This window comes from Pantoea sp. GABEPS69, from assembly GCF_045780835.1.
Taxonomy (GTDB): Bacteria; Pseudomonadota; Gammaproteobacteria; order Enterobacterales; family Enterobacteriaceae; genus Pantoea; species Pantoea septica.
The window spans coordinates 491,688-504,416 of the sequence record NZ_CP118618.1; the positions used below are offsets into that span (position 1 = coordinate 491,688).

General features: G+C 60.8%; 10 protein-coding genes and 1 pseudogene. 3 read left to right on the forward strand and 8 right to left on the reverse strand.

From position 1 onward, the window contains the following. The first annotated feature begins 1 nt into the window (after position 1). Positions 2-1,492: a UxaA family hydrolase gene (locus tag PVE98_RS02410; RefSeq protein WP_096072100.1), complete on the forward strand. Its 1,491-nt coding sequence runs from the start codon at positions 2-4 to the stop codon at positions 1,490-1,492. Positions 1,493-1,711: 219 nt separating this feature from the next. On the opposite strand, the gene sstT is transcribed toward PVE98_RS02410, so the two are convergent. The 5 genes and pseudogenes from sstT to PVE98_RS02435 all read right to left on the reverse strand — a co-directional run bounded on the left by sstT (position 1,712) and on the right by PVE98_RS02435 (position 6,188). Continuing rightward, the gene (gene sstT / locus PVE98_RS02415; protein ID WP_096072099.1) at positions 1,712-2,944 is read right to left on the reverse strand and encodes a serine/threonine transporter SstT; all 1,233 of its coding nucleotides are present in this window, start codon (positions 2,942-2,944) and stop codon (positions 1,712-1,714) included. Between the two features lie 235 nt (positions 2,945-3,179). Continuing rightward, the gene (locus PVE98_RS02420; RefSeq protein ID WP_096072098.1) at positions 3,180-4,151 is read right to left on the reverse strand and encodes a TerC family protein; all 972 of its coding nucleotides are present in this window, start codon (positions 4,149-4,151) and stop codon (positions 3,180-3,182) included. 253 nt (positions 4,152-4,404) lie between these two features. Then, entirely contained in the window at positions 4,405-5,397 is a 993-nt protein-coding gene (locus PVE98_RS02425) for a Gfo/Idh/MocA family protein (protein WP_096072097.1), read from the reverse strand. Positions 5,398-5,541: 144 nt separating this feature from the next. Then, the gene (locus tag PVE98_RS02430) at positions 5,542-5,841 is read right to left on the reverse strand and encodes a helix-turn-helix domain-containing protein (protein WP_033755019.1); all 300 of its coding nucleotides are present in this window, start codon (positions 5,839-5,841) and stop codon (positions 5,542-5,544) included. Beyond that, a pseudogene (locus tag PVE98_RS02435) lies at positions 5,838-6,188 on the reverse strand (type II toxin-antitoxin system RelE/ParE family toxin). Before PVE98_RS02435 ends, PVE98_RS02430 begins: the two are co-directional and overlap by 4 nt. A gap of 222 nt (positions 6,189-6,410) precedes the next feature. Here PVE98_RS02435 and PVE98_RS02440 point away from each other — a divergent pair. Further along, positions 6,411-8,099, forward strand: a complete 1,689-nt coding sequence (locus PVE98_RS02440; RefSeq protein WP_333620421.1) for a chloride channel protein — start codon at positions 6,411-6,413, stop codon at positions 8,097-8,099. Here the strand turns inward: PVE98_RS02440 and PVE98_RS02445 are convergent. Next, positions 8,096-8,599 carry a M48 family metallopeptidase gene (locus PVE98_RS02445; protein ID WP_033755025.1) on the reverse strand — a complete coding sequence of 168 codons (504 nt, stop codon included), beginning with the start codon at positions 8,597-8,599 and terminating at the stop codon, positions 8,096-8,098. The genes PVE98_RS02440 and PVE98_RS02445 overlap by 4 nt on opposite strands. A gap of 81 nt (positions 8,600-8,680) precedes the next feature. Between PVE98_RS02445 and rlmG the strand changes: the two genes are divergently transcribed. After that, a complete protein-coding gene (gene rlmG, locus PVE98_RS02450) occupies positions 8,681-9,799 on the forward strand; it encodes a 23S rRNA (guanine(1835)-N(2))-methyltransferase RlmG (RefSeq protein WP_096072095.1) in 1,119 nt (372 codons plus the stop codon). On the opposite strand, the gene PVE98_RS02455 is transcribed toward rlmG, so the two are convergent. Next, the gene (locus PVE98_RS02455) at positions 9,800-11,815 is read right to left on the reverse strand and encodes an FAD-dependent oxidoreductase (RefSeq protein ID WP_369826103.1); all 2,016 of its coding nucleotides are present in this window, start codon (positions 11,813-11,815) and stop codon (positions 9,800-9,802) included. A 106-nt stretch (positions 11,816-11,921) separates the two neighbouring features. Then, complete coding sequence (locus PVE98_RS02460; RefSeq protein WP_096072093.1) at positions 11,922-12,635, reverse strand: polyphenol oxidase family protein; 714 nt, start codon at positions 12,633-12,635, stop codon at positions 11,922-11,924. Positions 12,636-12,729: the final 94 nt, after the last annotated feature.

Sequence of the window (12,729 nt, forward strand, 5' to 3'; positions counted from 1 at the left end):
TATGCAAGACGCGATTAAGATTCACTCTCAGGATAACGTCGCCGTGGCGCTGCGCGACTTAGACGCAGGGCAGACCATCGATCTGCAGCAGACGGCGGTGCAACTGCAGCAGGCAGTGACGCGCGGCCATAAGTTCGCGCTGCGGCCCATCGCCGAGGGCGAGCTGGTGATCAAGTATGGGCTGCCGATCGCCCACGCCACGCAACCGATCGCCGCAGGCGAGGTGATCCACTCCAGCAACGCGCGCACCAACCTGAGCGATCTGGACGAGTACGACTACCGGCCGGAGTTTGTCGAGGTGCCGCCGCAGCCGGGCGATCGCGAGGTGCAGATCTATCGCCGCGCCAATGGCGACGTTGGGATCCGCAACGAGCTGTGGATCCTGCCGACCGTAGGCTGCGTCAACGGCATCGCGCGTCAGATCCTGCAGCGCTTTATGAAAGAGACCGACAACGCGGCGGGCACCGACGGCGCGTTTCTGTTTAGCCATACCTTCGGCTGTTCGCAGCTGGGCCAGGATCATGAGAATACCCGCACCATGCTGCAAAATATGGTGCGTCATCCCAACGCCGGCGCGGTGCTGGTGATCGGCCTCGGCTGCGAAAACAATCAGGTCGACGCCTTCCGCGAGACGCTCGGCCTGCCGGAGAGCGATCGCATCCAGTATATGGTGTGCCAGCAGCACGACGACGAAGTGGAAGCAGGGCTGGAGCATCTGCGCGCCCTGTATGAGGCGATGCGCCATGACAAGCGCCAGCCGGGCAAGCTGAGCGAGCTGAAGTTCGGCCTGGAGTGCGGCGGATCGGACGGTTTCTCCGGCATTACCGCCAACCCGCTGCTGGGGCGTTTCTCCGATCAGATGATCGCTAACGGCGGCACCACGGTGCTGACCGAGGTGCCGGAGATGTTCGGCGCGGAGCGTATCCTGATGAGCCGCTGTCGCGATGAGTCGACCTTTGAGAAAACGGTGGCGATGATTAACGACTTCAAGCGCTATTTTATCGACCATCAGCAGCCGATTTATGAGAACCCGTCGCCGGGCAATAAGGCGGGCGGTATTACCACGCTGGAAGAGAAGTCGCTGGGCTGCACCCAGAAGGCGGGCTCCAGCCAGGTGGTGGACGTGCTGAAGTATGGCGAGCGGCTGAAGACGCCGGGACTGAATCTGCTGAGCGCGCCGGGCAACGACGCGGTCGCCACCAGCGCGCTGGCGGGCGCGGGCTGCCATATGGTGCTGTTTAGCACTGGACGCGGCACGCCCTACGGCGGCTTTGTGCCGACGGTGAAGCTGGCGACCAACTCGCCGCTGGCGGAGAAGAAGCCGCACTGGATCGACTTTAACGCCGGTCGTCTGCTGGAAGGAATGAGCATGGATGCGCTGCTGGAGGATTTCGTCGACACCATCGTGGCGATTGCCAGCGGCGAGCTGACCAACAACGAGAAGAACGATTTCCGCGAGCTGGCGATTTTTAAAAGCGGCGTGACGTTATAGCTGAGCTACAGAGCACAGGCGCTGATGTCGCTGTTTCAGACGGCGCAAAAGCTCAGAGAGCGGGTGGCATGGAACGAAGAGCAAAGCGTCCCGCGACAGGGATGTCGCGGGCCGAGCGAGCAGGGATGCGTAAAGCGACTTTGCGATCGGTCCATGCCACCCGCGACGGCACCCAGCGAAAAGACAGCAATGGCGACCTTTATGGTCGCCATTTTGTTATCAAGCCCGGCTGGTTTCGCGCTCGGCTTCCGCCTGACAAACCGCCGCGGTAAACAGAATATCGGTCGAGGAGTTCAGCGCCGTTTCGGCGGAATCCTGCAGCACGCCGATAATAAAGCCGACCGCGACCACCTGCATCGCCAGATCGTTAGGAATGCCGAACATATTGCAGGCGACCGGGATCAGCAGCAGCGAACCGCCCGCCACGCCGGATGCGCCGCAGGCGCACAGCGATGCCACCAGACTCAGCAGTATCGCCGTTGGTACGTCGACGCTGATCCCCAGGGTATGCACCGCCGCCAGCGTCAGCACGGTAATGGTGATGGAAGCACCCGCCATGCTGATGGTGGCGCCCAGCGGAATCGACACTGAATAAGTGTCTTCATCCAGGTTCAGACGTTTCGCCAGCGCCATATTCACCGGAATATTGGCCGCCGAGCTGCGGGTAAAGAAGGCGGTCACGCCGCTTTCGCGCAGGCAGGTAAACACCAGCGGATAAGGGTTGCGGCGAATCTTGCTGTAGACCAGCAGCGGATTCACCACCAGCGCCATCAGCAGCATACAGCCCAGCAGCAGCGCCAGCAGATGCGCATATTGCCACAGCGCGCCGAAGCCGGTAGAGGCCAAAATCGACGCTACCAGGCCGAAAATGCCGATCGGCGCGCAGCGGATCACGCAGCGCACCAGCCAGGTTACGGCGTTTGAGGCGTCATTAAGCAGGTCGCGCGTAGTCTGTGAGCTATGACGGAACGCCAGGCCCAGACCAATCGCCCATACCAGAATGCCGATATAGTTGGCCTGCATCAGCGCGGTGATGGGGTTCGCTACCATGCTCATCAGCAGGCCGCGCAGCACCTCGGTAATACCGGACGGCGGCGTGATTTCGGTGGTGCCTACGGCCAGCGTCAGCGTCTGCGGCACCAGATGGCTAAACACCACCGCGACCACCGCCGCGAAAAAGGTGCTCAGCAGGTAGAGCGCGATAATGGGTTTGATATTGGTCTTCTGGCCCTGCTGGTGATTCGCAATCGAGGCGATCACCAGCATCAGCACCAGCAGCGGTGCAACGGCTTTCAGCGCGCTGACGAACAGCTCACCTAGCAGGCCAACGGCCAGTGCGGCATCCTTCGAGACCCAGGCCAGCGCTACGCCAGCCACCAGTCCTACCATAATTTGTTTCACCAGACTTCCTGCGAACAGGGCGCCCAGACGACCGGAAAGTGAGTTCTGCATAATTGTTCTTTAGGTTGTAGCGGTATGTGGCTTCAGAGGGCGTCGATTAACGCGCCTGAAGCGGTTTGCCCGGCGGAGTATAAGGAAAAGAGCGGGCGAAGAAAGAGATAATTCTGTCGGTGCGAGGGCGATCGGATTTCTATTATGCTGTATGAAGAGAGTGTGACAGAGCGATGAAATGTCGCATCCGGGGCTGGCAAAATAAAACAGGGGCATTACCTGCCCCTGTAGCGGATTATTGCGAGAGTTTTTTCTGGTCGCTTTTGCGATTCACCCAGGCGTTGATCAACAGGGTTGAACCGAGGATCACGCCGACAACGCCCAGCGAGATCGCCACCGGAATATGGTAGAACTCGACGATCAACATTTTAATGCCGATAAAGACCAGCACGATCGCCAGGCCATATTTGAGCATCGAGAAACGCTCGGCGACGTTGGCCAGCAGAAAATACATCGCGCGCAGGCCGAGGATAGCGAACAGGTTAGAGGTCAGTACGATAAAGGGATCGGTGGTCACGGCGAAGATCGCCGGAATACTGTCGACCGCAAAAATCACGTCGCTCAGCTCTACCATAATCAGCACCAGCAGCAGCGGCGTCGCAAACAGCACGCCGTTCCTGCGGGTGAAAAACTTCTCGCCCTCTAGCTCGTCGGTCATGCGCAGATGCTTGCGCAGCCAGCGTACTACTGGCTTGTCGCCCACCGCGTTCTCATCATCTTCTTTGGAAAAGGCCATCTTCAGGCCGGTCAGCAGCAGGAAAGCGCCGAACAGATAGAGGATCCAGCTAAACTGCGTTACCAGCCAGCTGCCCGCGAAAATCATAATGGTGCGCAGCACGATGGCGCCCAGCACGCCGTAAATCAGCACGCGGCGCTGCAGCGCGGCGGGAATGGAGAAGTAGCTGAAGAGCATCAGCCAGACGAAGACGTTATCGACCGCCAGCGCTTTTTCCAGCACGTAACCGGTCAAAAATGCCAGGGTTTGCGTGGTGGCGACTTCGCGCCCGGCGCTTCCCTCGAGATACCACCAGAAGGCGGCGCTGAACAGCAGCGACACCGACACCCAAATCAGTGACCAGACGGCCGCCTGTTTAAAACTCATGGTCTGCGCGCCGCGTCGTCCCTGCAAAAAGAGATCGATCGCCAGCATAATCAGCACCACTACTGCAAAGCTGCCCCAGAGAAGAGGCGTTCCTACTGTCTGCATAGCGTTTCCTGCCCTGAAATGAAAAACGGCTGAAGTCAGAAGACGTCAGCCGCTTTACAGGGATGTAAGCAAACCTCGCCTTCCGGCAAGGTCTCACTTACAACGCAGAATCAGATTCCGGGTTGCCTGACGACCGGATGCTTACGCACCGTAATGACGATCGTGCAGCTTACAAGTTACTCCCCTTTGCTGTCCGTTAAGATAGGCGCTGGCCATGAAAGAGGCAAGCACAGCCATTCATATTTAGACATATTTACACAGCCGGCTCGTCGGCCGGGAAAACCACGCCGGTCTGACGGCGGATTTCGGTCAGCAGCGCGGCGGTAATACGCGAGGTTTCAAGGCCTGGATGCTCGATATGACGCTGGCGCACCAGCTGCACAAAACTCTGGGCCTCATAAAGCATGGTATTGATATGCTGCGGCTGGCTGAGATCCTGCACCTGAGCGGCGCTCTGGCGCGGCACCAGGCTGACCGACTGCATCTCCGACAGCTTTTCGATCAGCAGCGAGCCCGCTTCGCCCTGAATCTCGCTGGCAATGCGCGAGTCGCTGACCTTGGAGTGCAGCAGCGTAACGTCGAAATCGCCATAGTCGAGCAGCACGCTGCCGTGGCCGTCGACGCCGCTGGCCAGCAGCGTCGCGCTCGCTTTTACCGCCTGCGGCGCGCCCCACAGCGCCACCGCCGTCGCCAGACAGTAGTAGCCGATATCCATGATCGAGCCGTTTGACCAGCGCGGATTAAAGGTATTGGGATTCTCGCCGTCAAGGTAGCGCTGATAGCGCGACGAATACTGACAGTAGCTGAACAGCGCCTTGCGCAGCGGCCCGATGGCGGGCAGCGCCTGCTGCAGCTGCGCGAAATTAGGCAGGCTGGCGGTTTTAAACGCCTCGAACAGTACCACCTGGTGCTGCCGGGCGCAGGCGATCATCCGCTCCGCCTCATGCAAGTTGGAGGCGAGCGGCTTTTCGCAGATAACGTGCTTGCCGTGCGACATAAACAGCAGCGCCTGCTCGCAGTGGAGTGCATTCGGGCTCGCCAGGTAAACCGCATCGATAAGATCGGAGGCGGCCAGCGCCTCCAGCGAGGTAAAGAGATGTGAACAGGGATAGTCTGCGGCAAAGGTTTCCGCCTGATGCTGCGAACGCGAATAGATGGCGTTCAGGCGCAGATGGCCGGTTTCGTGCGCGGCATCGATAAACTGGCGCGTTATCCAGTTGGTTCCCACAATAGCAAAACGGATCACGTCGGCTCTCCTGCGGCAAATAGCGGCAGAGTAACACGGCCGGCACCGGGCGCAAGCGCTGATAGTAAAGGCAATTTAATTATGCGATCCGCCTTCCAGTCAGGTACAAGCGACAGATTCCGGGAGGTAAAGAGCACATGTTGTTTAGAGGTGAAAAGCGATGCGTTTGCCAGAAGGCAATTCTACATCCAGGCTGAGCTTGCCCCCCATTGCCTCAATGTAGCGCTTAAGTGTTGCTATCTTAAGCTCGTTGCCGCGTTGCTCTAGCTGAGTAATCGCGGGCTGGCTGATGCCCATCGCTTCCGCAACGCTTTTTTGCGACAGTTGCAGCTCCTCTCGCATCATCTGTAAGCCGGTTTCGAGCACCATCTCGTCTGCCATATCGCGTATGCGCTGCTGGCTTTCCGCTGAGCGTGCGGCAATAGCGTCATCAAGCGTTCTCATCGTTTCCCCTTCAGGTTGTTCAGGTGCGCCGTGAATTCATCGTCGGCAATACGTATCATGCGCGGGTAAAAATTTTTATCATTGCTTTTATCACCTGCGCAAAGGATGACCGCTCTGCGTACGGGATCAAACGCGAAAAAAGCGCGTACCGGCTTTCCAGCATATTAAATACGAAGTTCTTTCATATTCTTGTGTCGCGATCCATTCACCGAATCTGCATAAGGCCGAGGCAGCACAGGTCCGTACGTCCTGAGGTTGATAAGATCGGCAAGGATTTTTTCCTGTAAAGCCTCTTCCTGTTCTTCGAACCACGCATCGAATACCTTACCGAAAAGCACAGTCCACATAGAATATCCTTATAAGCTGTAGCTTATAAAAATGCTATAAGCTACAGCTTATAAAAGCAAGAGGCACGACATGATGGTTCATCGCCAGTCCATCCAGCCTTTGCAAGTGAGTCGCCTCTCATGCTTCACGCCAGCCTCCTTGTTACGTTTTATGATATATATCCCGCAAGAGGGAACCGCGCGATAGTGACGGCGACTGGCTGAAAAAGGTGGAGAACGCGCTTGAAAGGAAGTAAACACGCACTGAACTGGACCACGCTGCTGGTGGCGATCCCGGTCGGACTGGCGGCGTCGCTGGTGACGCTGGCGTTCCGCGGCGTTATCGAGCTGATCAACCGTTTGCTGTTCAACAGCGGCAGTGAGATTACCGTGGCGATGCACGTCTGGCCATGGATCTTCTGGCCGCTGCTGGTGGGCGCGGGCGGCGTGCTGGCGGGTTTTTTCCTGCGCTACGCGGTGAGCATCGAACAGCAGCAGACGGTAAAGACAGACTACCTGGAGGTGATTAACGCGCGGCTCGACGCGGTGCCGACCCGCACCTCGCTGTTTCGTGCGCTCTCCTCTATCGCCAGCATCGGCTCGGGCGCCTCTATCGGTAAAGAGGGGCCGATGGTGCAGCTCTCCGCGCTGTGCGGCAGCGTGCTGGGCCGCTGGATCCCCGCCTCGCTCAACCTGAAAAACAGCGACGTGGTGGCGATGGCCGCCGCCGCCGGACTTTCATCGGTCTACCACGCGCCGCTGGCGTCGGCGATTTTCGTGGCTGAAATCGCCTTCGGCATTTCGGCGCTGCAGCGCCTGATCCCGCTGGTGATCGCCTCGTCGGTCGCCGTGATGGCCATGTGGTCGCTGGGCTTCCGCAACGCGCTCTATCCGCTGGCGGACGCCAGCTTTCAGATGGACGTAAGCAGCCTGCTGCTGACGGTTGTCATTGGCCTGGCCGCCGGGCTGGCGGGCTGGCTGCTGATTAAGCTTATCGCGCGCAGCAAAGCGCTGTTCGGCCATATCCGTTCGCTGCCGCTGCGGCTGGGCGCCGGTGGGCTGGCGGTCGGGCTGCTGGCGCTGATCTCCACCGATATCCTGGGCAACGGCTACGAAGTGATCGTTAAAATCATGGCGGGCGACTATCTGCTGCCGGGCCTGCTGCTGCTCTTGCTGCTGAAGACGCTGGCGACCACGCTGTCGGTCGGCTCCAACGCGGTGGGCGGTCTTTTTACGCCGTCGCTGCTGATCGGCGCGCTGCTCGGCGTGGCGCTGGCGACGCTGGGCGCAGCGCTGCATCTGCCGCTCGGCAACCTGCTGCTCTACGCGGCCATCGGCATGGCGGCTGTGCTGGCTGCCGTCAGTCAGGCGCCGCTGATGGCGATCCTGATGGTGCTGGAGATGACCCTCAACAGCTCGCTGCTTTTTCCGGTGATGATCGCCGCCGTGCTGGCATCGATGGTGGTCTATCGCCTGCAATCCGCCAGCACCTATCCGGTGGTCGGCAACCACTTTAACCGCTCGGAGGCGAAATATGACTTCGACAATATGCGCGTGGCGGAGCTGATTATTCCGGGGGCGGCGCTGCAGCCGCAGGAGTCAGTCGGGCAGGCGCTGGCGGTCAGCTCGCTGAAGCGCGAGCGCTACGTCTACGTGATTAACGCGGCGGGCGCTTTTCTCGGCGTGGTCTCGATCCACGATATCGCGCGTAAGGTGCTGGCGCAGGAGATCACGCTGGATTCGCCGGTCTCTACGGTCATGGACGACAACTTTCCTTTTGTCTACCAGAGCCAGAGCATGCGCGAAGGCTGGGAGGCGTTCGCGCGCGTGACGCTGGAGCGCCTGCCGGTGCTGAATAATCCGCAGGAGAAGCGCTTTCTCGGCGCGCTGACCAAAACCAGCCTGATCCAGAAAGCGCAGGAGTTCCTTTAGGCCGCGTTGCCGCGCATCGCCTGATCCGTCATCCAGAGCCGGGCGTCGAACTCCAGCTGATGGTAGTCCGGCTCCATATGGCAGCAGAGCTGATAGAACGCCTTGTCGTGATCTTTCTCTTTCAGGTGCGCCAGCTCGTGCACCACGATCATGCGCAGGAAAGGCTCGGGGGCGAGGCGGAAAAAGGTCGAGACGCGGATCTCCGCTTTGGCCTTGAGGTTGCCGCCCTGAACGCGTGAAACGGCCGTATGCAGGCCCAGCGCGTGTTTCATCACCTTGATTTTATTGTCCCAGATGACTTTGCTGATCGGCGGCGCGTTGCGCATAAAGCGATTTTTCAGCGCCTGGGTATAGTCATATAACGCTTTATCGCTAACGATATTGTGGGTGTCGGGATAGCGCTGCTGCAAAAAAGCGCCAAGCTTTTCATGTTTGATCAGCGTCTGAACCTGCTGAAGGATGTTCTCAGGATAACCCTGCAGATAGATGAGTGAGGACATTAGGGATTCCCGGCGAAAGACAGTATACTGCGCCCCCTTTTTAGGGCGTAAAACAGCCAGATTGTACCAGCCGGAGAATTCATGAGCCAACTTGAACTAGCGGATCGCACCCTGATCCTGCATCGTTTTCCGCAAATGCGTGAAGAGAGCCCGCTTCAGGCGTGGGATGCGGCAGATGAATATTTGCTGCAGCAGACGCTGCCGGAAGGGCCGATCCTGGTGTTCAACGACAGCTTCGGCGCGCTCACCTGCGCGCTCAATCCGCGTCCGGTCTGGCACGTCAGCGACTCCTGGCTCAGCCAGCAGGCGACGCGGCAAAACCTGCGCCTGAATGAACTTGACGACGGCGAAGTGCGCTTTCTCAGCAGCCTCGACCCGCTGCCCGCCGCGCCGGCCGCGGTGCTGATCAAGGTGCCGAAAACCCTGGCGCTGCTGGAGCAGCAGCTGCGCGCCCTGCGCGAGGTGGTGACCGCTGATACGGTGATCCTGGCGGCGGCGCGCGCTAAAGAGATCCATAACTCCACGCTGCAGCTGTTCGAGAAGATCCTCGGCGACACGCGCACCTCGCTGGCGTGGAAAAAAGCGCGTCTGATCTACACCCAGTTCAGCGCGCCGACGCTGGCGCCGCAGGCGGCGACCACCGTCTGGCCGCTGGACGAGACGCCTTATCAGATCCACAACCACGCCAACGTCTTCTCGCGCACCTCGCTGGATATCGGCGCGCGCCTCTTTATGCATCACCTGCCGGAAAATATCGAAGGCGAGATCGTCGATCTCGGCTGCGGCAACGGGGTGATTGGCCTGATGGCGCTGGAGAGCAATCCGCAGGCGGAAGTGCATTTTCTTGACGAGTCTTACATGGCGGTGGCGTCGAGCCAGCTCAACGTCGAGGTGAACCGCCCGCAGGATGTGACGCGCTGCGTCTTTCGCGTCAACAACGTGCTGAGCGGCTATCCGTCAGACCGTCTGCACGCGGTGCTCTGCAACCCGCCGTTCCATCAGCAGCACGCCGTCACCGATCACCTGGCGTGGCAGATGTTCCGCGACGCCAAACGCTGCCTGCAGTACGGCGGCGAGCTGCGCATTGTCGGCAACCGCCACCTCGACTATCACCACAAACTGAAAAAACTGTTCGGCAACTGCACGCTGGTGGCCTCGAACCAGAAGTTCGTGGTGCTGCGCGCGGTGAAGATGCGCTGATCAGATAGTCAGCGCGAGCTGCACCGCCTGGGCGATCGCCCGGCGGGCATCCAGCTCCAGCGCCACGTCGGCGCCGCCGATAAGGTGAACGCTTTTGCTGTGGGCGCGCAGCGCCGCCTCCAGCTCGCGCTGCGGCTCCTGACCGGCGCAGATAATGACGTTATCCACTACGACTCTCTCTACTGCGCCGTCGCGGCGCAGCAGCAGCCCCTCATCGTCGATCGCCAGATACTCGACGCCGCCCCACATGCGCACGCCGCGCGCCTGCAGCGTGGCGCGATGGATCCAGCCGGTGGTTTTGCCCAGACCCGCGCCCGGTTTGCCTGGTTTGCGCTGCAGCAGCCAGATGGCGCGCGTAGCAGGCTGCGGCTCGGCGTGCGTCAGGCCGCCGCGCTGCGCCAGCGTCAGGTCGATGCCCCATTCGCGGCAGAAGCTTTCGCTGGTCTGCGCTTCTGCCGGCTGAGAGAGGTACATGGCGGTATCGAAGCCGATGCCGCCTGCGCCGATAATGGCGACGCGGCTGCCCACCGGCTTTTTGTCGCGCAGCACCTCAAGATAGCTGAGCACGCTCGGATGATCGATGCCGGGAATCGCCGGCGTGCGCGGCTGAATGCCGGTTGCCAGCACCACCTCGTCCGCCTCGGCCAGATCCGCCGCCGTCACCCGACAACCGGTTTGCAGCTCGACGCCGGCCGCGGCAAGCTGGTGAGCAAAGTAGCGCAGGGTTTCGCTAAACTCCGCTTTGCCCGGGATCTGGCGCGCGATGTTGAACTGGCCGCCGATGGCGTCAGCAGCTTCATAGAGTTGCACCCGATGGCCGCGCTGCGCCGCCTGCAGCGCGAAGGCCATGCCTGCCGGACCGGCGCCCACCACCGCGATAACCTTCGGTGCGGCGCAGGGCGTTACCGGCATCAGGGTTTCGTGGCAGGCGCGCGGGTTCACCAGACAGGAGGTGATCTTGCCGACAAAGATCTGGTCGAGGCAGGCCTGGTTGCAGGCGATGCAGGTATTGATGCTCTCCGCCGCGCCGCGCGCCGATTTGCTGACGAAGGCGGCGTCGGCGAGAAACGGACGCGCCAGCGACACCATATCGGCGCAGCCGCTCTGCAATAGCTGCTCGGCCACCTGCGGATGGTTGATGCGGTTGGTGGCGATCACCGGCACCGAAACATGCTGACGCAGCCGCCGCGCCGCCGAAGCGAAGGCCGCGCGCGGCACCGAAGTGGCGATGGTGGGAACGCGCGCTTCGTGCCAGCCGATGCCGGTATTGAACAGGGTAACGCCGCTTTTCTCCAGCGCGGTCGCCAGCGTCAGTGTCTCTTCCAGCGAGCTGCCGTCTTCCACCAGATCCAGCATCGACAGGCGGAAAATCACAATAAAGTCGCGGCCCACGGCGTCGCGCACCGCGCGGGTGACGGCCAGCGCGAACGCCTGGCGGCGCGGCGCGTCGCCGCCCCAGCGGTCGCTGCGCTGGTTGGTGCGCGGCGCTAAAAATTGATTAATCAGGTAGCCTTCCGAGCCCATGATCTCTACGCCGTCATAGCCCGCGCGCTGCGCCAGCCGCGCGCAGCGTGCGAAATCGTCGATGGTTTGCAGGATCGCCTGCTCACTCATCTCCTGCGGCAGATAAGGATTAATCGGCGCCTGGATCGCCGTGGGCGCCACCAAATCCTGCTGGTAGCTGTAGCGGCCGGTATGCAGGATCTGCAGAGCGATTTTGCCGCCTTCCGCATGTACCGCGTCAGTGATCTGGCGGTGCCAGCCGCACTGTTTCGGCGAGACCAGCGTCGCGCCATGCTTCATCGCCACGCCCTGGGCATTGGGCGCGACGCCGCCGGTGACGATCAGCGCGACGCCTTCGCGCGCGCGCTCGCCATAAAATGCGGCAAGGCGCTGGGCGCCGTCGGCATGCTCTTCCAGTCCGGTATGCATCGAGCCCATCAGGAAGCGGTTGCGCAGCTGCGTAAACCCCAGGTCGAGCGGGGCGAACAGGGCAGGGTAGGCGTGACTCTTCACGGCGGCATCACTCAGGTAAGTGGTCGGATGAGTGTAATGTAGCTGCCGTGATGTTAAAAAAAAGTGAAAGTTTACCGCGCTGTGAGGCGCATCATAAAAGCGAGCCTTAGCCGCCTCGACGGCGTATCCATGAGAAGCGCGACTGATAGCCGCTATTGAAGTGGGTGTTGCGGCGATAGCTGGAGCCGGTTTCCGCCATGCAGTAGGTGCAAAAGCTGACGTTTTCGATGTTCGCCGCCGGCACGCCCGCCTCTGTCAGTCTTAGCGTCGCCAGCTGCGGCAGATCGAACCAGACGCCGTTGCGGGTCGCCTTCGCCTGCGGCCTGACGGCGAGTGGATTGTGTGGCTGCTCGCGGTGCCAGCAGGGCGGCTGCGATCCGGAGAGCGTGGGCGCGACGGCGCTCAGCATCTCCTCGCCCAGCTCATAGCAGCAGGGCGCGATGGCTGGCCCAATGGCGACATAAAGACCCTCCGGCGAGCTGCCCGTTTCGCACAGCCTGTCGACGGCGCGCTCCAGCACGCCCGCCAGCGTGCCTTTTAGCCCGGCATGCACCGCCGCCACGCGCCGCTGTTGCGTATCGGCAATCAGCACCGGCAGGCAGTCGGCGGTATAGACCGCGACCGGCCGGGCGCCCAGTCCGATAATCCCGTCGGACTCGCAGCTTTTCGGCGGCACGTTGGCTTCGTCATCCACCACCGTGGCGCTGTGGCGCTGACGGCCGTAAGCGACATCGTCGGGCGGCGCTTCGCCTGCGGGCTGAAAGGCATAGTCAACCCACTCCAGCGCATCAAGCAGGGTAGAGCGTACGCGGATTCCCATATGAATCTCCTCTGAGGCGTTTGGCTGCATTCAGCTTAGGTTAACTGCTACATTTTTAAAGCGTTACCTCTTCCCACTTTCGGCTTAAGGATAA

Coding starts and splice junctions, on each gene's coding strand:
- PVE98_RS02410 (WP_096072100.1), top strand. CDS start 2: ATGCAAGACGCGATTAAGATTCACTCTCAGGATAACGTCGCCGTGGCG.
- sstT (WP_096072099.1), bottom strand. CDS start 2,944: ATGCAGAACTCACTTTCCGGTCGTCTGGGCGCCCTGTTCGCAGGAAGT.
- PVE98_RS02420 (WP_096072098.1), bottom strand. CDS start 4,151: ATGCAGACAGTAGGAACGCCTCTTCTCTGGGGCAGCTTTGCAGTAGTG.
- PVE98_RS02430 (WP_033755019.1), bottom strand. CDS start 5,841: ATGAGAACGCTTGATGACGCTATTGCCGCACGCTCAGCGGAAAGCCAG.
- PVE98_RS02445 (WP_033755025.1), bottom strand. CDS start 8,599: ATGTCCTCACTCATCTATCTGCAGGGTTATCCTGAGAACATCCTTCAG.
- rlmG (WP_096072095.1), top strand. CDS start 8,681: ATGAGCCAACTTGAACTAGCGGATCGCACCCTGATCCTGCATCGTTTT.
- PVE98_RS02460 (WP_096072093.1), bottom strand. CDS start 12,635: ATGGGAATCCGCGTACGCTCTACCCTGCTTGATGCGCTGGAGTGGGTT.